Source organism: Anaerocolumna sp. AGMB13025, assembly GCF_029689925.1.
Lineage (GTDB): Bacteria > Bacillota > Clostridia > Lachnospirales > Lachnospiraceae > Anaerocolumna.
In genome coordinates this window covers 4,396,052-4,418,976 of the sequence record NZ_CP121445.1, presented here as the reverse complement: position 1 = coordinate 4,418,976, position 22,925 = coordinate 4,396,052, and the positions used below count along the sequence as shown (strand labels likewise).

The 22,925-nt window shown below is 40.0% G+C and carries 17 protein-coding genes; 13 read left to right on the top strand and 4 right to left on the bottom strand.

Features of this window, described 5'->3' with window-relative positions:
• Positions 1 to 7 precede the first annotated feature (7 nt).
• Complete coding sequence (locus QA584_RS18455) at positions 8 to 985, bottom strand: WYL domain-containing protein (RefSeq protein ID WP_278270565.1); 978 nt, start codon at positions 983 to 985, stop codon at positions 8 to 10.
• Positions 986 to 987: 2 nt separating this feature from the next.
• Complete coding sequence (locus QA584_RS18450) at positions 988 to 2,226, bottom strand: WYL domain-containing protein (protein WP_278270564.1); 1,239 nt, start codon at positions 2,224 to 2,226, stop codon at positions 988 to 990.
• Between the two features lie 776 nt (positions 2,227 to 3,002).
• On the opposite strand from QA584_RS18450, the gene QA584_RS18445 reads away from it, so the two are divergent.
• The 3 genes from QA584_RS18445 (at position 3,003) to QA584_RS18435 (ending at position 7,084) form a co-directional block, all read left to right on the top strand.
• Positions 3,003 to 3,158, top strand: a complete 156-nt coding sequence (locus tag QA584_RS18445) for a hypothetical protein (protein ID WP_278270563.1) — start codon at positions 3,003 to 3,005, stop codon at positions 3,156 to 3,158.
• A complete protein-coding gene (locus QA584_RS18440) occupies positions 3,130 to 4,593 on the top strand; it encodes a DUF2828 family protein (protein WP_278270562.1) in 1,464 nt (487 codons plus the stop codon). The genes QA584_RS18445 and QA584_RS18440 overlap by 29 nt, the downstream gene beginning before the upstream one ends.
• Positions 4,594 to 4,933: 340 nt before the next feature.
• Entirely contained in the window at positions 4,934 to 7,084 is a 2,151-nt protein-coding gene (locus QA584_RS18435) for a class I SAM-dependent methyltransferase (protein ID WP_278270561.1), read from the top strand.
• 171 nt (positions 7,085 to 7,255) lie between these two features.
• Here the strand turns inward: QA584_RS18435 and QA584_RS18430 are convergent, their stop codons facing one another.
• A complete protein-coding gene (locus QA584_RS18430; RefSeq protein WP_278270560.1) occupies positions 7,256 to 8,194 on the bottom strand; it encodes an AraC family transcriptional regulator in 939 nt (312 codons plus the stop codon).
• 313 nt (positions 8,195 to 8,507) lie between these two features.
• Here QA584_RS18430 and QA584_RS18425 point away from each other — a divergent pair, with 313 nt between their 5' ends.
• Together QA584_RS18425 and QA584_RS18420 are read left to right on the top strand one after the other, a co-directional pair.
• Positions 8,508 to 11,177 carry an alpha-L-rhamnosidase gene (locus tag QA584_RS18425; RefSeq protein WP_278270559.1) on the top strand — a complete coding sequence of 890 codons (2,670 nt, stop codon included), beginning with the start codon at positions 8,508 to 8,510 and terminating at the stop codon, positions 11,175 to 11,177.
• Between the two features lie 375 nt (positions 11,178 to 11,552).
• On the top strand, positions 11,553 to 12,971 hold the full coding sequence (locus QA584_RS18420; RefSeq protein ID WP_278270558.1) for a YjbE family putative metal transport protein: 1,419 nt from the start codon (positions 11,553 to 11,555) through the stop codon (positions 12,969 to 12,971).
• Between the two features lie 116 nt (positions 12,972 to 13,087).
• Here QA584_RS18420 and QA584_RS18415 read toward each other — a convergent pair whose 3' ends face one another.
• On the bottom strand, positions 13,088 to 13,372 hold the full coding sequence (locus QA584_RS18415) for a hypothetical protein (RefSeq protein WP_278270557.1): 285 nt from the start codon (positions 13,370 to 13,372) through the stop codon (positions 13,088 to 13,090).
• 116 nt (positions 13,373 to 13,488) lie between these two features.
• Here QA584_RS18415 and QA584_RS18410 point away from each other — a divergent pair, with 116 nt between their 5' ends.
• The 8 genes from QA584_RS18410 (at position 13,489) to QA584_RS18375 (ending at position 22,874) form a co-directional block, all read left to right on the top strand.
• Positions 13,489 to 14,181 carry an MBL fold metallo-hydrolase gene (locus tag QA584_RS18410; protein ID WP_278270555.1) on the top strand — a complete coding sequence of 231 codons (693 nt, stop codon included), beginning with the start codon at positions 13,489 to 13,491 and terminating at the stop codon, positions 14,179 to 14,181.
• 458 nt (positions 14,182 to 14,639) lie between these two features.
• Positions 14,640 to 15,428: a uridine phosphorylase gene (gene udp, locus QA584_RS18405; protein WP_278270554.1), complete on the top strand. Its 789-nt coding sequence runs from the start codon at positions 14,640 to 14,642 to the stop codon at positions 15,426 to 15,428.
• Between the two features lie 129 nt (positions 15,429 to 15,557).
• Positions 15,558 to 16,694: a BMP family lipoprotein gene (locus QA584_RS18400; protein WP_278270553.1), complete on the top strand. Its 1,137-nt coding sequence runs from the start codon at positions 15,558 to 15,560 to the stop codon at positions 16,692 to 16,694.
• 183 nt (positions 16,695 to 16,877) lie between these two features.
• Complete coding sequence (locus tag QA584_RS18395; RefSeq protein ID WP_331487678.1) at positions 16,878 to 18,422, top strand: YjjI family glycine radical enzyme; 1,545 nt, start codon at positions 16,878 to 16,880, stop codon at positions 18,420 to 18,422.
• 13 nt (positions 18,423 to 18,435) lie between these two features.
• Positions 18,436 to 19,263 (top strand): YjjW family glycine radical enzyme activase, encoded by an 828-nt coding sequence (locus QA584_RS18390; protein WP_331487677.1) that lies wholly within the window; start codon positions 18,436 to 18,438, stop codon positions 19,261 to 19,263.
• A 109-nt stretch (positions 19,264 to 19,372) separates the two neighbouring features.
• On the top strand, positions 19,373 to 20,872 hold the full coding sequence (locus QA584_RS18385; RefSeq protein ID WP_278275206.1) for an ABC transporter ATP-binding protein: 1,500 nt from the start codon (positions 19,373 to 19,375) through the stop codon (positions 20,870 to 20,872).
• Entirely contained in the window at positions 20,865 to 21,938 is a 1,074-nt protein-coding gene (locus tag QA584_RS18380; protein WP_278270551.1) for an ABC transporter permease, read from the top strand. The genes QA584_RS18385 and QA584_RS18380 overlap by 8 nt, the downstream gene beginning before the upstream one ends.
• Positions 21,939 to 22,874 carry an ABC transporter permease gene (locus QA584_RS18375; RefSeq protein WP_278270550.1) on the top strand — a complete coding sequence of 312 codons (936 nt, stop codon included), beginning with the start codon at positions 21,939 to 21,941 and terminating at the stop codon, positions 22,872 to 22,874.
• Positions 22,875 to 22,925 lie beyond the last annotated feature (51 nt).

Sequence of the window (22,925 nt, the reverse complement as noted above, 5' to 3'; positions counted from 1 at the left end):
TCTATTCTTACTGGTCGGAGGGATACAGCAGGTCATATTGATGGTTGACCCGTTTTTTTATCTGCTCAAGCATTCGTATTGGTCCGGTTACCTTAAGAACTGGTCCAAATCCAAGAAGCCTAATTAAAAGTTCGGTTTCGTCTTTAAGATTGTACCAGAGGGAGGCAGTACAGATACCACTTTCCTCGTCTAAGACAGTTTGTTTTTCATATCCTGCAAACTCCATCATAAAGCGGTCCAGCCCGTTACGTTCTGTTCTGATTTCAAGGGTGACCGGTTCTTTACACCGGTTCGATTTAAATATCTGTTCCATATCAATGGAAACCGGATAGATTAGGTCCGTGTTTTTGATATGCCTGATTCGGGATAAATTGATGGTACAAAAAGCCACTATAGTTAATCCCTTCATCTTAACTGCATATAACCGGAATTTATCATTCTTTTGGGAGTACTCCAGTCGGCAGGGCAGGTAATCTCCGGTTATGAATTTCCCTTTGCCGGATTTGAATACTATGGTGATGATATTTCTTAAGGGGATTGCTTTATGTATCAGTTTAAAGTTATTAACATAGGTAGGACTCTTATAATCATCGCCGTCAGCAAAGATGTCAAACCAATTAAAATGTTTGTCCTGATAAAGTGGTTTGATATCCGACAGGCGATCTGAGAGTTCCTTATATGTAGTATCCTCAAGGAATAATCGAACACGGGAGTCTTGTAAAAGGGATTTAAGCCAGCGCTTTTCAAGAAGGGTAACGGGGAGTTCAGGTATCGTTTTAAGACGGGAAGAATAATTGGCATTATCTTTCGCAAGAAGACCCCATCCCTCTTCCTTACAAAGCTTAGGCATAAGATAGACCGCCGATTCTGAGAAAGCATTGTTTAGAATTAATTCCTGCATCTGCTTTTCCGTCAGAGGTGAAGTTTCTAATATCTTTGCGATAACGGAATAATAACAGTTATAGATTTCAGAGAATAGTTCCATTGTTACTCCTCCTTGTACATGTTTTTCATACGTTTGATATCCCGGTAGAAATTGTTGATAGCCTGCTGGTTTGAGCCTTCAAGGGTTATAATTCTGCCAATAAAAGTTTTAACCCAGTTCATCATCTCATTGGTATCAAATACTTTTATAGAAAAGGAATAAGTATTCTCACAAACCCGGGTAATCGTTCCAGTTCTGCCTTCACGCTTCAAACGATCTATAATATACTGCTCCCGCTGTTCTTCTATACGCAGAACCATCTTAAACTCTTCCGTATGTACAGGCGGTTTTGTATTTCCGAAGGAAACGCCCCAAACCAGTTCCTTGTTTTCATCAAAGAGAGCTTTATAAGAATCATACTCTTCACAGACTTTTTGCAGTTTAACGGATTTAATGTAGTCCAAACGGTAGGCGTTGAACCGGTTTATGGAGGGATTATATAATATGATATATTGCCGTCCTGTCTGGGTTGAGACGAATAGTTTCATAGGAACTCCAAGGAGATGGGTCTCACGTTTTTTCTTACCGAAATTAACAATAGCTACACTGCGTTTTTCCTCCATGGCGGTTATGAAAGTAAAGAGTATATAATCGTCTAGGGTATGGACAATAAAATGATGCTTAAACAGGAAGGTTTCATTTTTTACCTCCATCTTGTCAAGCAGATAACTGCCCACAACGCCAAAAGGAAGGGCTTCATAGAAGAAGGTGAGTGCGTCAGCAAGTTCCCTGGTATTAGAGGTGAGGGTCTCCGGATACTCCTGTAATAAGCTGTATCGAAGGGTTTTACCGTATTTTTTCTGTATTAAGATACCTTCATCTACATATTCTTTCAGTTTTAAGCGAACGGTCTGGGATTCAAAAAGTTTGCCATAACAATCGCATAATCTGTCCGTAATTTCTTCTACAGATAACTCTGCTTCTACCTTTAATATATCCAGAATAAAAAAATGCAGGGTAACATCATTATCCGTAAAACTTTTGGATTTATGTGACTTGTAAAGAGGATTTGCAGATAGCTGTCCGCTGTCTAAAGAGATGGCGATCTGTTTACCTTTTCTTTTATTATCAAATCGAATCAGGTCACCCAGCCAGCTTTCAATCCGCCGTTTTTCATTATCATAGGTCCGCAGGCTTTTATAGTTAAAATCAGAACGTGTTTTAAAACCATAGATATAAAAGTCCCTCATGTAATCTCTGACCTTATCGAAGTTTTTAATCAGTTCAGAAAAATCACTCATTGGTTATACCTCCTGCATAACACAGACTTGTCTGCATTATTGCTTTAATAAGTAGTTTGAAAGAAACCTTCAATCTTCACACACCTTATTTGTCTTATTATAGCAGATAGAACCGAGTGGTTACAAGACGGATGTGGGGGAGTTAGGGTATATGTTTTAAGAATAAATGGCGTGGAGTTTCGGCAGTATCCTGGCAGGCTTGTAATTTTTTTGTAGGGAAAGAACCCTCCTGTCACTAAAACTTGGTGAACTGCTTAAAGCAGGAGGAAATGAGCAAAACTCACTTCGTTCAAACAGTTGCTCTTTTCCTCCTTGGCGCAGTTCACCAAGTTTAAGTTCCAGGGGGACCTTTCCGATACAAAAAAATTACAAGCCTGCCAGGATACTGCCTTGGTCTTTGGTACTTTTTTGCTTATGAGTTTGCAGGTTTTGACAAGGTATGATTTAGCAGAATGAAAAATTCTTTTTTTGTTTTCGCAACTTTTTTTATATGATATGGTAAATTCTCTCTGCTATAATCATGTCATACAGTCAAGAAGCGATACATACAGCAATCAAGGTAACCAATCGTCTATTAACGAAAAGAATGCGGTTCAAACCCGCAATGTATCGAGGGACTGAAAAAGACACAAACTGCAATGAACAATCCACCTTCCAAGTGAGAATCTGTGTCTTGTAGATAAAGTAAAACGGCATTTACAGCAAATAAAATGGTGTCGCTGGTTCGAATCCAGCCGGATACTCTATCCGTAGCTCAGATAGGTAGAGCATTTAATATGCCGTGTACAAAGAACGATACGGTCAGCAGACAACTCTCCAGATTATTCGGGATAAGAGGACCCCGAACGTATCGTGAAAATGAAAAGAAAGTATCAGCCGTTAATGCGGCAGAGGGAGATTATTATGTTAAAATTTTTAAAAAGGGAAGCTAATATTACATATACGGAGAATGGTGCGGTGACTTACCGTTCTACCTATAATTATTGTCTTGATTTCTTTTTTCAGGCTGGTGCACTAAGAAATGCAGAAGAGGACAGAGTTATTACAGCATTTTCTCAGGCATATACAGAGAATCCAAAGCTTGCTATGAAAATACTCTTTTTTGCAAGAGATATCCGTGGGGGTCTTGGAGAGCGGAAGATTTTCCGCATTTGTCTGAACTGGCTTGCGCAAAACGCTCCGGATACGGTTCTTAGGAACTTGGAGCAGGTATCAGAGTATGGCAGATATGATGATCTTTTTGCTTTGTTTGGCACCTCGTTAGAAGGGGCTGTCATGAAACTGATAGCCAACCAGCTTAAGCGTGATATGAATGGAATGGAGACAGGAGATAATAGCATTTCCCTACTTGCTAAGTGGCTGCCTTCGGTTAATACCTCTAATGAGCAGACCGTAAAAAATGGTAAGAAAATTGCCCGTGCCTTAAAACTTTCGGATAGGGAATATCGTAAGACACTGGCTAAGCTTCGTAAGCACATCGATATAATTGAAAATCATTTGCGGGAAACAGATTATTCCTTTTCTTATGAAAAACAGCCCTCAAAGGCAATGTTTAAATATAGAAAGGCATTTATCCGAGGTGACAAGGAGCGTTATGTGGATTTTATAACTAAAGTCCAGTTAGGTACTGCAGTTTTAAAAACAGGTTCCCTTTACCCCTATGAGGTTATCCGGGAAGCGTTAAGAGGCAATTTGACGGGAGATGAAAGAAAGGTCTTAGATACCACCTGGAAAAATCTCACTGCCTATGGAACTGGCGAAAATGCCATAGCAGTTGTGGATGGCTCCGGTTCTATGTACTGCGGCGGCGGTACTCCAAAGCCTTACGAAGCGGCATTATCCCTGGGTATTTATTTTGCCGAGCATAATACGGGTACTTTCGCAAACCACTTTATTACCTTCTCAGAAACTCCTCAGCTTATTGAAGTAAAGGGCATGGATATCACAGAAAAGGTACGATATGCGGCAAGCTTTAATGAAGTAGCCAATACAAACCTGGAAGCAGTATTTCAATTAATCTTAAAAACTGCTGTGAAATATAAGCTGCCCCAGTCTGAAATGCCTGCTAAAATCTTTATTATTTCAGATATGGAATTTGATACCTGCACAAACAATGCAAACCGTTCAAACTTCGAACAGGCAAAGCGTTTATTCAAATCAAAAGGCTATCAATTGCCAGACGTAATATTTTGGAATGTACAAAGCCGTAACACACAGGTTCCGGTAACCATCCATGACAGCGGTACAGCACTGGTATCCGGTTCCTCACCAAAAATATTCGATATGGTAAAATCAAAGAACCTCGACCCAATGAATTTAATGCTTGAAATCCTTGAAAGTGAACGATATCAAGTAATTACCGCGTAAGGTGTAATAAAGTAATATGAACAGCAAGTAATTTTCTAGAATGAAACTTAGTAACGGAATGAAACTATGTGCTGAAAATCAAATAAATAAGAGGTCCTTGCTCTCTTTTAGTCGGTCAAGCGAAAAAGTAAAACTTACCAGATTGAAAGAGAGCATTTTCTTTGTTCTGAAATAATAAGTATAATTCTGTTAATATGAGATCAAAGTATCTACGAAATAAGTATAAAAATCGCACTGCAAAAAAATAACACAAAGAGCTAAGGTTTTACAAAAACCGACTGGATATTCCCTAAGTATTGTAGTATAATTGGAAAAAATTGATATCATGAGGTAATGGGGAATGAAGCAGTTAAGTCCGGATAAAAGTAATGACAAAGTTGAAAGTAATGACAAAGTTAAAAGTAATAAGGATATACCCTTAAAGTCATTAATTGCCATTGAAAAAGTAAAAAGCGGTGATTACAGGATTTTAAAAAAGGAGAAATGGCTTTTGTTTCTTGCGCTGACCTCAGAATGGAATGTGAATCTGGAGCGGGTCAGTTCTTTGGAAGAGAAGAATAGCAACTATGTATTAAGCTATGTAGAAAAAACCCTAAACCTGCTTTTGGGACGAAAGCTAAGCCGCTCTTCCAGGTATCTCCTGGAAGAAACCCTAAAATGGTCTGAGGTTGCAAAGTCAGGTCTTTCACATCAGAGAGAACAGTGGTTGAAAGAACATATTAATTTATCGGTTCATAATATTGGTTCTGCTGAAATCTATCTGAAAGAATCCACAGAATCGAATCCGGACACCAAACAGATTATATATACTCTCATATTGACCCATGGTCTTATCGGTCAATACATAAGGGGAGAGGTTCCCCTGACCGACAACCGTCCCCTTTATGAATTGGTAAAAAGCCATAAGATGTCAGCCGCTGAATTAAAAGAATTGCTGATAGCCCTTAACTACTGCATCATATCTGCTGTAGACGAGAAGATATGGAATAGAATCGGTAAGCAGGCAGAGGAGATAATAGAGGTAGTACTGACAGGACAATTTAAACTGCAATACCAGCTTAAAGACCGAATAAGATTGCTGCGATCCGTATCCATAAAAAATGGTGAGGATTTTGAAGCAGAGTATAGCCGGTTCTTCTTAAATCCAAGGGTTGCAGATCCGATAACAAAGCTTCTGGCAGCCGCCGATTTATGGTATGTGGAAGCGGCACTGTTTGACTTTACTTTTGAAGAGTTTATAAAAATATTACTGCTTACCTTCCAAACCGCCAATTCTGGACAAATCAAACACATCAGTTTTGAATGGCTGATGAAGAATATTTATTACCAGCATGAAGGCAGAAAGCGGGTAAATATTTATAAAAAAAGGATTATTGAGAAGTATCTTTCAGAACTCACCATAGATAATATAGTGAAAGGCTGTTATAAAGAGAATCCCCACACAACCCATGAAGTTTCTTTTCAGAACGATTTGGATGATACGGTGTTTTTTAATTTTCGGTTTTCTGAAGCCGGCAGTAAGCTCATTGACTTTTGTATTGAAGCAGAAAAATCCGACGTGCTTTATGAGAGGGCTATTATTCTGTTATTTGACCTGTTTGGACTTAGAAAGGATAAATATGACCGTTTTTATGAAGAGGAATCCTATCTTAATACCATGAACCAGACCATTGATTACAAAAAAGCTATACTGGACTATATAACTGGTAATAGTGTCGTGGATATTGGTCCGGGAGGCGGAGCTTTAATGGATCTGATTGAAGACAAATATCCAGAGAAAAAGGTTTTGGGTGTCGACATTGCGCAAAATGTGTTAGACAGTCTCAAAAAGAAGAAACAGCTGGAAAACAGAAAATGGGATGTTCTATACGGAGATGCCCTAAATCTAGGGGAATATATTGAAAAGGGAAGGGTGGATACCATTATCTTTTGTTCCATACTCCACGAATTATTTTCCTATATCGAATTTGAAGATAAAAAATTCAATCTGGCTACTTTGGCGGCAGCTTTTAAAAGTGTATTTCAGGTTTTACCAAAAGGCGGCAGAATCATAATCCGTGATGGTATTATGACAGAACCGGCAAACCAAAAGAGAATTATCAGGTTCTTATCTGAGGAAGGCATGCAGTTTTTAGAGCGATATGCAAAAGATTTTAAAGGAAGAGAAATTCAATACACTGTAGTGGGGCAGAATGAAGTACTGATGCCGGTAAATGATGCCATGGAATTTCTCTACACCTATACCTGGGGAGAAAAGTCTTATGTCCATGAAGTAAATGAACAATTCGGGTACTTTACTCCAAGTGGATTCAAAGATTTTATTAGGACAGTATTCGGTGAGGAGGCTAAACTCATAGAGTTTAAGCATTTTCTTCAGGAAGGCTACACCATAGCCCTGTCACAAAAAATTGTTTTTTATGATGAGGACAGAAATACAGTCAGATTGCCGGATAGTACCTATATTGCAGTAATAGAGAAAACAGTGGAGTAAGATTATTTACGACTGTCCAGGCAGCTTTACTGATTTAACCAGGTTTAGCGGATTAGTTTAGACCCTTGGATCTGTATAATGTAAGGACACCAGCCCTGGCATAGAATAAGGATTATATTTTATGTAAATTTGTTCTGGTTTAAGCGAATAAAATTCTCAAAAATATAATCCTTATTTATATTCAGGTAATGGATTTACTGAATTCTTACCATTCCCTCCATAAAGTTTTTTATACCCACTTGGTGTCATGCCCGTAAGCTTTTTAAACACCTCATTAAAATACTTAATATCCTTATAACCCACCAGTTCAGCTATGACTATGATTTTATGGTCGGATGATTTGAGCAGGTTACAGGCTTCTTCAATCCGAAGCTTTTGTACATATTCGGATATGGTCATACCTGCATAATCCTTAAAGAGCCTGCAAAAATAAGTGGGGCTTAAAAAGGACTGGGAGGCAAGCTCTGAAAGCCTGGTATTAACGGCATAATTCTGTTTTAAATACTGTATGGACTGTTCCATTAGTCTGGCATGCTGAGACATTATTCCTGTAGTGCCGGTATCGGAGTTCTTTAATAAGCGAAAAATCTTTATAAGCAGTTCGATTAAATATACCCGCAGCAGTTCAAGATAACCTTCCTCCATACGGTTATATTCCTCCAGCATTTTCTGATAGATTGCCTCTAAATTACTGTTCTCGCCACCTAAAATCCTAATGTCCTCAGCTGTATCCGTTTCCAGAGAAAAGATGGAACGATAAGATAAGTACTGGATTACATCTGTAAACTCAGTATAATCAATCAGATTAACATCTATAAAATCCGGCTTGAATACGCAGTTATATACCATAACCGGAGCAGCCGGTGCCGGAAAAGACCTGAATTCATGTGGAATGTTGTAATTAATGAGAAACAAATCCCCCTTACTAACACGGTATTCCTTATCGCCAAGAATATGGATGCCTGTGCCGGAGGCTACGTACGATATCTCTATAAAATCGTGAACGTGGAGATGAGGCATTACAAGCTCATCGACATAGTTAATAAATATGGAATTTCCATTCTTAAAAAAGTATTCTCCGGTCTCACGGTAAATACGATTGTCATTCATAAAATTCACCCCCTACAATTATAATACACCCCCGAGAAAATGAAAATATAAAAATGTATAATTGTATTAAGATAGCTGCCTTTCTCTTAAATACCATATTTTCCAAGCCTCAGACTTCTAAAAACCAAACCTCCCGGAGTGATTTTGGACAGAGTTTTGACAAAATATAAGCAGTATTTACTGACAGTGGGCGGACATTGAATCTATATACATTGATATCCATAAACGATATGTTAAGTGACTTTTGATGCCAGAATCAAATTTTTTAATTTAAAGTAACAAAATAAAAATACATCTATAGGAGGATATTATTTTGAAAATTACATCCATGAAATGCAACCGCATCGTAAATCCCTTAGGGTTTGAACTGACAAACCCGGTTTTAAGCTGGATAATGGAGGGGGAAGAAGCAAAGGATCAGTTAGCAGCACAGGTCGAAGTCGCTTTTGATGAATCTTTTAATAACCTGATGTACGACAGCGGGAAAGATAAAGATATCGATAGTATCGGCTATATGCTTGAGCTTAACCTGACTCCCCGCACCAGATATTATTGGAGAGTCCGTGTATGGACAGACTGTGGTGAGGTAAGCAGTCCCATTGCCTGGTTTGAAACGGCAAAACTTAATGAACCCTGGTCAGGGAAGTGGATTACACCCGGCGAAGATACTTTAAAATCAAGCACCACCCCTCATCCATTAATAAGAAAGGGCTTTCAGATACAAAAGGAGATTTTAAAAGCCCGTCTTTACCTTTGTGGTCTTGGGTTATATGAAGCAGAACTTAACGGCAGGAGAATCGGAGAGGAGTATCTGACTCCGTATTGTAATAGTTATAATAATTGGATACAGTATCAGACCTTTGATGTAACGGAGCTTTTAGAGGAAGGCAATAATGTATTGGGTGTCCTGTTGGGTAACGGCTGGTATAAAGGACGCTTTGGCTTTCAGGAAAAGATAAAGGGTTGTTATGGAAGCCAATTTGCTCTCCTTAGTGAACTGGTTATCACTTACTCGGATGGTACGGAGGAGACTATTAGTACAGACGAAAGCTGGAAAACTACCCCGTCACATATCCTTGACAGCTCAATTTATGACGGAGAAGTTCAGGATGCCAGGAGGTATATTAAGGATTGGGCCACAGTCTGGGTGTCCGATGAAACATGGAACAGCGTGCAGTATATTGATTTAGATTACCGTTTATTATCCGCCCGAAGAAGCCTTCCAGTACGAATCAGAGAAAGACGCAAGCCGGTTAAGGTCCTTCATACACCAAAAGGGGAGACCGTCCTTGACCTGGGTCAGAATATGGTTGGCTGGTTAAGCTTTAAGGTGAAAGCACCAGCAGGGACCGAAATTACACTCGGGTATGGTGAGGAACTACAAGATGGCTGTTTTTACAGAGAGAATCTAAGGTCTGCAAAGGCCGAATTTAAGTATATTTCCAATGGAGAGATGTCCATTGTGCAGCCGCACTTTACTTTTTATGGCTTTCGGTATGTAAAAGTTGAGGGCTGGCCTTATGAGATAAATGAAGAGGATTTCACTGGCTGTGTGGTATATTCCGATATCGAGAGGACTGGATATATTGAGACTTCAAATCCTTTTGTCAACCGTTTGTTTTTAAATGCCTTATGGGGTCAAAAGGGTAACTTTCTGGATGTTCCTACAGACTGCCCTCAGCGTGACGAAAGAATGGGCTGGACAGGAGATGCCCAGATGTTTTCCGGTACTGCCTGCATGAATATGGACTGCGATGCCTTTTTTACTAAATATCTTTATGACCTGGCAAGAGAACAGGAATCCCTTGGGGGAATTGTTCCCCATACGGTTCCAAGCTTTGATTTAAGCCATGAAGGTGAGAACAGCTTTTTATCCGGTGGTTCCTCGGCCTGGTCTGAGGCAGCTACGGTAATCCCCTGGAATCTGTACCTGCACTATGGAGATAAAGCCATCTTAAGGCAGCAGCTTAACAGTATGAAGACCTATGTGGATTATATAAAAGGACAGGATGATGGCAGCAGATTGTGGAATACAGGCTTTCATTTCGGGGATTGGCTTGCCCTGGATGGACAGGGGGAATATAATCCCTTTGGAGGAACCCCTACGGATTTCATTGCAACTGCTTACTATGCTTATTCCTCTGAACTGCTTTCTAAAGCTGCAGCGGTGCTTGGTCTTTCTGATATGGCAGAAGAATATGGCAGGTTATCGTCGGAGGTAAAGGAAGCTTTTTGCGAAGAATTTCTGACAAAAAGAGGACGATTATCGGCTGGAACCCAGACTGCTTATATTCTGGCACTTTTTATGAAGCTGGTCCCGGATAACTATAAGGAGAGAATCACAAAAGACTTATTAAAGAATCTGGAAGACAACAAGTATTACCTTAAGACCGGCTTTGTAGGAACACCATATTTTTGCAGAGTATTATCGGAAAATGGTCACAACGACGTGGCTTATACCCTGCTGTTAAATGAAGAATTTCCAAGCTGGCTATACGAAGTTAAACTTGGTGCCACCACCATCTGGGAGAGATGGAATTCCCTTTTACCTGACGGGAAATTCGGTGAACTAGGTATGAATTCTTTAAACCATTATACTTATGGTTCCATTGTAGAATGGATGTATCGTAATATGTGCGGAATTAATCCGACCGAAGAGAATCCAGGCTACCGTAAAATAAAGCTGGCACCAAAGCCTGACAATCGGCTGCAATATGCAAAAGCCACCTTACATACGGCGGCAGGAATTTATGAAAGCGGCTGGTGTTATAAAGAAAACCAACTGCATTACCAGTTTACCATACCTTTTCATAGCCAGGCAGAATTAATTCTTGCCAATACAGAGAGAAAGCACATAACAATAAATGGTATAAGTCTTGAGAATTGGGAATCTTCTTCACAGCAGGGCACTGACGTAACCGTTCTGTTAAAGACTGGTAAATATGAAGTGATTCAAACGATACAGCCGACGGATGCTAAATAAAGAGGGGAATAAAGAATATGCCCGAATAAGGGATTTCTTAGAAGGTGTCTATATTTGTGACTATATGATTCAGTCAATAAAGCACGAATTTAAAAACATGGGGCTCTATTTAATGAGCTCCATGCACTATGTTCTTAACAATTTTATAGGAGTGTTCTGTAATTACTAATTATCCAGGGATAAGCAGGCTGCCGAAATTTACATAATAATATTCTAAGTAAAACATAAAGATAGCACAAAAGTTGCGAGAAATCGTAATTTGACCCGGACTGCCCGCTGGAAATTTTACAAAAGGCGGGAAGTTATAATCTTCCTACAGAAAACATATATTTTATAAGCATTTCTATATAACAGGGATTAGGCATGAAGGAACTTTTGCAAATAATATTAATAAATCTGGTGGTATCCTGTGATAACGTCGGTGTGATTGCTTTATCTACCTGCAATCTGCCCCATGAAAAAGCAGTACTGGCACGCCGAATAGGGATAGGATTGTCCGTTGCTTTAAAGGTCCTGTTTATTATTGCTGTGGGATTTTTACTATCTGTCTCCTGGCTCCATATACGTATCCTAGGAGGGGTACTCCTAATATATGTTACCTTTAATATGTTAAAACAACAATCAAGGGGCACAGTAAAACAGGGGAAAAAGAGTGGTCGTATCGAGGATAGCTTTTTGCTGGCTATCATATCCATTGTTGCCGCAGATGTAAGCATGAGCCTTGACAATGTGGTTGCTGTACTGGGAGTGGTAACCTCAGATGGGCAGGGCTTGGGGTTTTATGAATTTATGTTGGTTTTTCTGGGACTGCTGCTATGCGTTCCGGTATTACTATTCTTTAGCGAAACCGTATCCTATTTAATGGAAAAGTATAAAGTACTTTCCAGCGTTTGTGCAGGATATTTGATATATACGGCCGTAAATATGATTTTTGAAGATGAAATGATAAAATTATTCTTTGAAGAAATTCATTTTACCTTTGCAATGCCGGCGGCTATTTTATGCGGTGTATTAATGGGGGTTTATGGAATTTTGTCCGAATACGGTATACTGGAAGAAAGACAGGAAAAACGGTATGTACTTCTTCCGGTGTATTGTGTCATTGTTATATATTCTCTGGTTACAATAGGCGTTATCTCTTATCTGAGTACAGATCCCTTTATGGACGGTTTTATGCTTAATGTGGAATTAGCATATGGCTTTTCACCCACCGGTGTCAATGCTGTGTATACAATAGGGACCTCTTCCAGCTTATTTACCATCTGCGCGGTTATTCTTTCTGCTATTATTGCAAAAGAGTGCAAAAGTAAATCTTACAAAGCTATGTTTTGGGCGAATGTAAGAGGAATGGCGGTATTTGTGCTGTTGGAACTGACGGTCTGTACAGCCGGGCTTGCCTTTACCTTTGGACCTGGGTCAATGAGTCCAGTGAGGTATCTTGGCTTAATCCTGATACAATTGCTGCTGCTTTTAACCTATTCAGCAACCTTTTGTATGCTGTCAGTATATATAACGGGCAGAACCATGCTTATAACCATAGGAATGCTGTATGTATACCTGGAATCTTCGGGAGCAGCTCTTTTTGCAGAACATGGAAACTGGGCTTTTATAGCAGAATTTTTTCCAAGTTATCATATCGCTACTATTTCCGGTCATATGTCAGAGAAAGACTCCTTGCTTTATGTCTTCATAATGGCAGTATTATATATTGTATTAGTTACGGTAATAGGAATGAGAGGTTATCGATCCCGGTCAGGATTAATGCAGACAGAATCAATTAAGGTATTAACTTAAGGATAAAAATGTACTTTATTTCCATAAGGGTCAATGATATAATATAGTAACAACTAAAATACCTGTACCACAGGAGAGATTGAAAACCTGTGGTACAGGTGTTTTTGTAAGGCATTTTAAAGAATCTGAATAAGAAAAGCAGGACTCTGAGGAGGTATGCTAAGGGTTTGAAAAATAGCATGTTCCACCCTGACTAATTGTCCGGGCGTTATATCCCATAAAGAAATCTGGTTGCCATTTTGATCCAGAAAGACTGTGTCATCAGATACATTAAACCTTATCTGGTCATTCATGTCATAGGGATTTCCGGTAATTAAGTAGTTGTTTGGGGCATCTACAGTTGCTACCCGATCGATTGTAACATTGATTTCCGTAGGAATTGAACCGTTTATATAATCCATAATATCCTCGTAGTTATTGTATTCTGACTCTATTATATGCCGCAGCAGTAATGAGTGCCGCATTTTATATTGACTTAAGAAAGATAAAAAAATATTTTATTAAATATGGAGGTTATATGTTGAAGTATTCTAAAACAAAACTAGCAGTGGATTTTTATTGTATTGACCAGGAGTATGTCAGGTGCTTTTTAGTTCTGGGAGAAAAGGAAGGGCTATTGGTGGACACCGGTGTAGGCGGAGACTTAAGAGCCTATGTTGAGGAAATTACAGGGCTGCCAATAAAGGTAATTTTCACACACGCAGACGGTGACCATGTAGGTGCGGCTGAACAGTTTGAGAAACGTTTAATGCATCCAAGTGAATTCGACTATTATAGGAGGAAGAATACTGACCCGGTGCCAATGGAACCGGTTTGGGAAGGGGACATCCTCGATCTGGGAAGTTACCGGTTCGAAGTAATCCTGATACCTGGACATACCCCCGGAAGTATTGCATTACTAGAGCGGGAGAAACGATTTTTAATTGGCGGGGACAGTATTCAGACCGGAGGTAATATCTTTATGTTTGGAGAAGGCCGCAATTTTGAAGCCTTTCGCGCCAGCATGCGAAAGCTTGAAGGTTTAATTGGTGATTTTGACAAGATTTATTCCTCCCATCATGACCTTATCGTGAAACCAGAAGCGATTAAAAAGCTGTATACCGGAGCCGGCAAGGTGATGGAAAAGTTGGTGAAAAGCACACCGGAAAGCCTTCATAACCGTGAAATTAACAGCTATGAGACAGACGGAGTAGCTTTCTATGCAGATTAGAAACGAACTGGCCACTTTATGAAAGCCAGTGCAGTATTAAAGATCCTTTTAAACCTTTCATTGAATTGTGGAAAAATCAGATTGAATTAGCATATGACAAGGAAAAAAATATATTACAGGTTTATATGAAGTAACGAACAAATCAACCGTTGCAGCATACTTTATGCAAAAAGGAACCTGTGTCCATTTATAAAATCGAATCGAATTTAGCATATAGGCAATATACACCTTACAACATGATATTAATGGTGTATATTTGGCCAATATGCCTAAAATTGATTAATCAATCTAATTAAAATTGAATATTTTTTATCGAAAAAGGACATATGACCTTTTTTAGTTTCTCGAAAAGTAATAGAATGACTACGGTGTATTAAACGGATGGAACCTAAGCGTCTACAAATGGGAACGGCTTGATTTCAGGGTTCCTGGGATTGCTTGTGAAAGGAGGAAGAAGAATGGTAGATTACACAGAAGGATCCGGTATGCAGTATCACGTCCAGTTAAAACCCGGGGACGTTGGTAAATATGTTATATTACCAGGGGATCCAAAGCGCTGTGAAAAGATTGCAAAACATTTTGAAGATGCAAAACTCATGGCAGACAGCAGGGAATTTGTTACCTATACCGGTTATCTTAATGGAGTTAAGGTCAGTGTAACTTCTACCGGAATCGGAGGACCATCAGCATCCATCGCAATGGAAGAATTAGTGCGGTGCGGTGCGGATACTTTTATCCGTGTGGGTACCTGCGGAGGTATGCAGGAGGAGGTTTTAGGAGGCGACCTTGTTATTGCAAACGGTGCAATCCGTATGGAAGGCACCAGCAAGGAATATGCACCTATGGAATTTCCTGCAGTTCCGGATATTCATGTATTAAATGCTTTGATAAAAGCAGCAGAAGAAGACGGGGAAGCCTATCATGTAGGAGTTGTACAATGCAAGGATGCTTTTTATGGTCAGCATGAACCCGAAACGAAACCAGTCAGTTATGAACTGACGGATAAGTGGCAGGCTTGGCTGCGTCTTGGCTGCCTGGCTTCTGAGATGGAATCCGCTGCATTATTCGTAGTCGGAAGCTACTTAAGAGTCAGAGTAGGCTCTGTTTTTCTGGTTGTTGCGAACCAGGAGAGGGAGAAAAAAGGACTTAGTAACACACAGGTACACGATACGGAGGCTGCTATCAAGGTTTCGGTTAATGCAATCCGCAATCTGATTCAAGAAGATAGCAAACGGTCAAAGAAGTAACCCTTCCGGTATTCTATGTAACCTGGCAGTCTGACTATCAGCCGGAGAGGTTACAGGTATCATTTGTCATGAGGTATTAGCAGAGGTATGGGGAGCAAGCTATCAGAAAGAACAACAAAGGAGATTATTATGAAAAAGAAAATTATCGCTTTATTTTTATCAGCAGCTATGGTTTTATCAATGACAGCATGCGGCAGCAAAACTGCTTCAACAGACACAACAGGCAGCAATAACAATACGGTAAGTACATCAGATACTGCAAGTACAACAGATACAAACAGCACTGCAGATACTTCCAAAGATGATACATCATCTGGCAAAACAATCCGTATTGGTATGGTTACCGATGTAGGCGGTGTTAATGATGGTTCCTTTAACCAATCTTCCTGGGAAGGTTTACAAAAAGCTTCCACAGATTTAGGCGTTGAAGTGAAATATCTTGAATCTGAAACCGATGCAGATTATGCTCCTAATATTGAAACTTTCGTGGATGATGATTATGATTTAATTATTTGCGTAGGTTATATGCTTGCTGATGCCATGAGAGCTTCCGCTGAAGCAAATCCAGATCAGAAATATGCGATTATTGATGATGCCAGCATGACAGATCTTCCTAATGTAACCAGCTTAATGTTTGAACAGTCCCAGGCTTCTTATTTAGCAGGTGTTGTAGCTGCTATGTCAACGAAGAGCAACAAAGTAGGTCTTGTTCTTGGTATGTCCAATGAAACCATGAATCAATTTGGCTATGGATACCTTGCAGGTGTACTTGATACAAATCCTGCTGTAACAGTTTCCCAGTATGATGCCAATGCCTTTGGTGATACAGCGGTAGGTAAGAGTGCAGCAGTTTCCATGATTACAGACGGCGTTGACGTAATCTTCCATGCAGCAGGCGGTACAGGACTTGGTGTAATCGAAGGCTGTAAAGAAAATAATATCTGGGCGATCGGTGTTGATACGGACCAAAGTCCTCTTGCTCCTAAAAACATGCTTACTTCAGCTATGAAGAGAGTAGATACTGCATGCTATAAAATTGCAGAAGCCTGCAAAGAAGGTAATATCACAAGCGGCGTTATTACTTATGATCTTTCCTCTGACGGTGTTGACCTTGCACCTACTACAGACAATCTTACCGATGATATCATTGCTAAAGTAAAAGATGTGAAAGCTAAGATTATCAGCGGAGAAATCTCTGTTCCTAAAACAAAAGATGAATTTGAAGCAAAATACGGAGATGTATATAAATTAGACGATCAAAAATAATACTGATTTATAGGTAATTGCGAAACCATAATTTATAGAAGATACCGTGCAATTAATGCAGATTTCTGGCTTATTTGCCCTCTGGGTAAGATAGTGCTTTACAATTGTATTAATTGCAGGGTATTACAGGAAAGTTAGGTTTCGCATTTACTTCATGCTGATTTATATTAGGAGGTAATGAGTTTGAGAGATATTTCAATGGAACGTGTGAATGCAACCAGAAATGAAATACTGGATGTAATTAAGAGTGCTACACTGACTCATGAACAAAAAATAGCAAACATGGCAGCGAAGGCAGATTCTTTACTGGAAGTGCTTAAACCAACCGAAGGTCTTGAGGAGCTTATGAATGTACCGGCAGATCAAAAGTGTATCTGTGACCTGAGTGAAGGACATGCCCCGGTACGTCCCCGCTATATTGTGGCTGATTTTGAAAAGTTCATGAAGGAAGGCAGTAAGTTCCTGCAATTAGATCCGCCCAAAGATTTATATGAGGCATTAAATTCTCTTATGATTTTTTATAAACATATACCAAGTGTTACGAATTTTCCGGTATATGTCGGGCAGCTTGACCTTCTTTTAGAGCCTTTTATTGGTGATGTGGAAGAAGCACAGGCGAAAAAGCTGTTAAAACTCTTTCTGACTCATATAGACCGGACGGTACTGGATTCCTTTTCCCATGCCAATATAGGACCAAAGGCTACTAAGACCGGGCGGTTACTCTTAGAAGCGGAAGCAGAACTTAAACAAGCAGTTCCAAATCTGACCCTAAAGTATGAAGAAGGTGTAACACCGGATGATTTTGCATTACTAGCAATCCGAACAGCCCTTGTCAGTGCAAAACCAAGTTTTGCAAACCATAAGATGTTTTCCGGCGAATTAACAGAGGATTACGTAATTGCCAGCTGTTATAACGGACTTCCTTACGGCGGCGGTGCTTATACCCTTTGCAGGCTGATTCTTGGTAATATTGCAAAACGTGCAAAAGGCATCAATGATTTTATGGAGAAAGAACTTCCCTATGTCCTTGAGGTTATGGCGGATTACATGGATGCAAGAGTGCGGTTTGAAGTAGAGGAAAGTGGATTTTTTGAACATAACTTTTTAGCTAAAGAAGGGTTTATCCATAGAGAACGTTTTACCGGTATGTATGGAATGGTAGGTCTTGCAGATTGTGTCAATCTGTTAATGGAAAAAGAAGGCCTAAAGGCGCGTTTTGGAAAAGATGAAAAGGCCAATGACCTTGGGGTTGCTATTATGGAAAAAATAACAGAATTTAATCATAACCATAAGAGTCCTTATTGTGAAATCTCAGGCGGACACTATCTGCTTCATGCCCAGGTAGGTCTTGCAGAGGATGAAAACATAACACCAGGCAGCCGTATTCCCATTGGAGAAGAACCCGAGGAATTAATCGACCATTTACTGGTCCTTGAGAAATTCCACAAGTATTTTCCTTCCGGAACAGGGGATATCTTCCCTATTGATACTACGGTTCATAAAAATACAGATTTCCTGTTGGATATTATTAAAGGTGCTTTTAAAAAGGACCTGCGGTATTTATCCTTCTATGAGAAAGACAGTGATTTAATCCGTGTTACCGGTTATTTGGTGAAGCGTTCCGAAATGGATAAGTTAGACCAGGGTCAGAATGTACTTCAGGATACAACCGCTTTGGGGCTTGGTGCGGCAAAGAACGGGCATATCCTCTCTAGAAAGGTTCGTTAATATGCAGGCAGTTGTGAATAAAATCATACCCTTTAGCGCAGTGGACGGACCTGGTAACCGGAGTGTGGTTTTTTTACAGGGGTGTAACCTGGACTGCAAATACTGCCACAATCCGGAGACCAGGGCAGTCTGTATCCACTGCGGCAACTGCGTAAAAGCCTGTCAGAGCGGGGCACTAAAGACGGAACAGGGAAAAGTATTCTATGACGAAGAAAAGTGCATCCGGTGCGATGCCTGTATCCGCGTCTGTCCTCATGACAGTACGCCAAAGACGAAGGTAATGTCGCCCCTTGAAGTGTTTCACCTTATTCAGAAACAAATTCCTTTTATTAGTGGTATAACCGTATCCGGAGGGGAATGTACTTTATACCAGGCATTTATTGAGGAATTGTTTATTCTCTGCCAGTCAGCAGGTTTAACCACCATGATTGACAGCAATGGTATGTTTGATTTTTCAGGTAGTGGGGAGCTGTTAAAGGTAACCGACGGAGTTATGCTGGATATAAAAGCATTTGATGAAAAGCAGCATATAGAAGTTACCGGTGCAGAAAATAAACAAATCCTTCATAATGCAGTACTACTTGCAGAATGCGGGAAATTATATGAAGTACGTACGGTAGTGGTACCTGGATTATTTGATGCGAAAGAAACCATTCAAAGAACCGGTAAACTTTTAAAACCTTACTTAACCCTTAAGGATATCCGTTATAAGATTATAGCCTACCGCCCTATGGGAGTACGAAAGGCTTACGCACACTATGAAGTCCCGGATCAAAAATATCTAAAAAGCCTGGAACTTTTATTAAGAGAAGAAGGCTTTCAGAATATTATTATTATTTAAATTATGAGCATGCAGCAAAGCGGAATGAAATTGTTCCGCTTTCATTAATCAAGGAGGAACAAGCTTGGAAAAGATAAGTCATTTGGACGAAAAAACAGTCGTTATAGCCATGAAAAATATCGTTAAAAAATTCGGCGATTTTACGGCTAACGACGGTATTAATCTAACTGTCCATAAAGGTGAAGTACATGCCATTCTTGGTGAAAACGGGGCTGGAAAAAGCACGTTAATGAACATTCTGTACGGATTATATACGCCTACTTCCGGTGAAATAAGCATAGGCGGAAAACCGGTGCATATTGATAATCCCAAACATGCAATCGGATTGGGTATCGGTATGGTACATCAGCACTTTATGCTGGTACAGCCCTTTACGGTAACGGAAAATATTATTTTAGGCAATGAAATGGTAAAGGGACTTTCCGTTGATTTAAAATCTGCCAAAAAGAAAGTAATCGAACTCTCTGAAAAATACGGCATGCAGGTAGATCCGGATGCTAAGATTGAAGATATTTCGGTTGGTATGCAGCAAAGGGTTGAAATCCTTAAGGTTTTATACCGTGGAGTTAATACCCTCATTTTAGACGAGCCTACTGCATCTTTGACACCACAGGAAATCAATGAGTTAATCGAAATTATTGACCACCTGGTAAAGGATGGGAAATCCGTTATCTTAATTACTCATAAATTAAAAGAAATCAAGGCAATCGCAGACTACTGCACCATTATCCGCCAGGGAAAATATATTAAGACTGTAAAAGTAGCAGGTGTCAGCGAAAAAGAACTGGCAGCCATGATGGTAGGTCGGGATTTAGAATTTAAAGTCGATAAAAAGCCTCTTGAACCAGGTGAAACCGTAATCGATGTAAAGGACCTAAAGGCGAAGGACTACAGAGGTGTTCCGATTCTTAAGGGCTTAAACCTTAAGGTAAGACGAGGTGAAATTGTAGGACTGGCCGGAGTTGACGGCAATGGACAAACAGAACTGGTGGAAATTTTGACCGGACTGAAAAAAGGAGATTCCGGTGAAGTTCTGATGATGGGTGAAAATGTCTTTAATGCCTCTCCCAAAACTGTTTTTGACAAGGGAATTTCAAGTATTCCGGCAGACCGTCAAAAACACGGTTTGGTGCTGGAATATTCTGTGGAGGATAACTTAGTCTTACAAAACTTTGAAAAAGAACCTTTTTCCAAAAAAGGAATATTAAAAAGAAATCCCATCCATGAGCAGGCCAAAGAACTTATAGAAAAATTCGATATCCGTCCGGGAGACAGTGCCAATAAACCGGCAGGCACCTTATCCGGCGGTAACCAGCAAAAAGTTATTATTGCCAGAGAAGTAACCAATAATAAGGATCTGCTTATTGCAGTAAATCCCACCAGAGGACTTGATGTAGGTGCCATCGAATTCGTCCATAAATATATCGTGGAACAAAGAAATAAGAATAAAGCTGTGCTGTTAGTTTCTTTTGAACTGGATGAAATCATGAGTCTTTCCGACCGGATCGAAGTAATTTTTGACGGAAAAATAGCAGGTAGTGTAGCCGGAAATGAAGCAGATGAAAATACATTAGGATTAATGATGGCCGGAGGTATCACCAATGAGTAAGAGAAAAAGCATATTAGACAGTAATGCATTTTATACCCTGATTGCCATTGTGATTGGCTTCCTGGTAGGAGCCCTGCTGTTAGGGTTGGCAGGAATTAATCCTGGTACTGCCTATGGCAAGCTGCTAAGCTCTGTATTTAGTAAACCCAAGTCCATAGCCTGGTCAGTTATTTATGCAAGTCCCTTGATTTTAACCGGTCTAAGTGTTGCCTTTTCCTATCGGATGGGAGTATTTAATATCGGTGCGGAAGGTCAGTTTGTAGTAGGTTCCCTGGCTGCCTGCGTGGTAGGTATCTTAGTGGATGTACCGGCTATTATCCATGTCCCCTTATGTATCCTTGCAGCTATGATGGCAGGTGCATTATGGAGCCTTCTTGTAGGTTTATTAAAAGTGAAAAAAGGAATTAATGAAGTTTTATCCTTCATTATGTTTAACTGGATCGCCTTTTATCTGTCCAATTACATAGTGAATCTGAAAATAGTCCATAAAGAAAGTGGCGGTGAAGCAACTAAGGACGTCCTGAAATCTGCACTTATTTTCCTGCCAAAGAGTATCCGTACTGCACTGGGCTGTACCAATGCCAATTATGGTATTCTCTTAGCGGTTGCTGCAGCAATTATTATGTGGTTTATCCTTAAGAAAACAACCTTGGGATACCGTATCTGTGCAGTTGGTTTTAACCCAAATGCCGCCAAATACAGCGGTATCAATTCTGGCAGGACCGTAATGATAGCAATGGGAATCTCAGGAGCTTTAGCAGGTCTTGGAGGAGCAGTACAGGTACTTGGTATGTCTACCAGAATCAGTCAGTTTGCCTCACAGGAAGGTTTTGGCTTCCAGGGTATTACCGTTGCACTGATTGGCGGAGGTAATCCCATTGGCTGTATATTCTCCGGACTTTTCTATGGAGCTATGAAATACGGTGGTTCGAAATTGAGTCTAATCAATGCCCCATCTGAAATTGTAGACATCATTATGGGTACTATTATATTCTTTATTGCTATCTCTTTACTGTTTAAAAATATATTAATCTCGAAAAGACATAAGAAAAAGGAGGCTAAATAAATGGATTTCATAATTAAAAATTTAGGTTTAATCATAAATGCAACCCTGATTGCGACCCCTCCTTTACTGTATGCAGCACTTGGCTCCTGTTTCTCGGAACGCAGCGGTGTCGTTAATATCGGTATTGAAGGAATGATGACAATGGGAGCTTTCACCGGGTCCGTAGTTGCCCTATATACTGGAAATCCATGGTTTGCCTTTTTCTGCGGTGGACTGGCTGGGGCATTGTTTGGTCTTTTACACGCCATTGCCTGTATCTCCTTTGGCGCAGATCAGACCATCTCTGGTACGGCTATTAACTTTTTAGCTCCCGGACTTGCAGTTTTCCTTTGCAAGGCGATGTTTGATAATTCCTCCAATACACCGCCCCTTGATACAACTGATAAATTACCAAAGTTATTGGATGGGGTTTTCCCGGTAGGCTCATTTTTAAACAATACGTTCAATACTTATATTGCGGCTTATCTCTGTTTTGCAGCCGTTGGAATTGTCTGGTTCGTGTTTTATAAAACCAGTTTCGGTTTAAGACTCCGTGCGGTTGGAGAACATCCAAAGGCTTGTGATACACAGGGTATCAATGTTTATAGAATCCGTTATATCTGCGTTACCCTTTCCGGTTTCTTAGCAGGTCTTGGCGGGGCTTATGTAACCTTAGCTACAGTAAATCAGTTCCGTCCAATTGTTATTGTCGGACAGGGTTTTATCGCCATTGCCGCAGTAATATTCGGAAAATTCACTCCCCAGGGAGCAATGAAGGCCTGCCTGATCTTTGGTCTTTGCAGCGGTCTTAAAGTCCTTGCAAGTTCCGGCAACCAGGTATCCCCCAATATCATCTCCATGATTCCTTATGTGGTAACAATTATTACTCTTATCGTATTCGTAGGTAAAGCAAGAGTACCTGCCGCTAACGGTAAGCCGTATCTGAAATCAAAATAAATAATTGGTAATTGCGAAACTATTTAGTATTCTGAATATACCCTGCAATTA

Excerpts from the sequence above, each read along its gene's own strand:
- QA584_RS18455 (WP_278270565.1), bottom strand. The coding sequence starts at position 985 with ATGGAACTATTCTCTGAAATCTATAACTGTTATTATTCCGTTATCGCA.
- QA584_RS18450 (WP_278270564.1), bottom strand. The coding sequence starts at position 2,226 with ATGAGTGATTTTTCTGAACTGATTAAAAACTTCGATAAGGTCAGAGAT.
- QA584_RS18445 (WP_278270563.1), top strand. The coding sequence starts at position 3,003 with ATGCCGTGTACAAAGAACGATACGGTCAGCAGACAACTCTCCAGATTA.
- QA584_RS18440 (WP_278270562.1), top strand. The coding sequence starts at position 3,130 with ATGTTAAAATTTTTAAAAAGGGAAGCTAATATTACATATACGGAGAAT.
- QA584_RS18435 (WP_278270561.1), top strand. The coding sequence starts at position 4,934 with ATGAAGCAGTTAAGTCCGGATAAAAGTAATGACAAAGTTGAAAGTAAT.
- QA584_RS18430 (WP_278270560.1), bottom strand. The coding sequence starts at position 8,194 with ATGAATGACAATCGTATTTACCGTGAGACCGGAGAATACTTTTTTAAG.
- QA584_RS18415 (WP_278270557.1), bottom strand. The coding sequence starts at position 13,372 with ATGGATTATATAAACGGTTCAATTCCTACGGAAATCAATGTTACAATC.
- QA584_RS18410 (WP_278270555.1), top strand. The coding sequence starts at position 13,489 with ATGTTGAAGTATTCTAAAACAAAACTAGCAGTGGATTTTTATTGTATT.
- udp (WP_278270554.1), top strand. The coding sequence starts at position 14,640 with ATGGTAGATTACACAGAAGGATCCGGTATGCAGTATCACGTCCAGTTA.
- QA584_RS18400 (WP_278270553.1), top strand. The coding sequence starts at position 15,558 with ATGAAAAAGAAAATTATCGCTTTATTTTTATCAGCAGCTATGGTTTTA.
- QA584_RS18385 (WP_278275206.1), top strand. The coding sequence starts at position 19,373 with ATGAAAAATATCGTTAAAAAATTCGGCGATTTTACGGCTAACGACGGT.
- QA584_RS18380 (WP_278270551.1), top strand. The coding sequence starts at position 20,865 with ATGAGTAAGAGAAAAAGCATATTAGACAGTAATGCATTTTATACCCTG.
- QA584_RS18375 (WP_278270550.1), top strand. The coding sequence starts at position 21,939 with ATGGATTTCATAATTAAAAATTTAGGTTTAATCATAAATGCAACCCTG.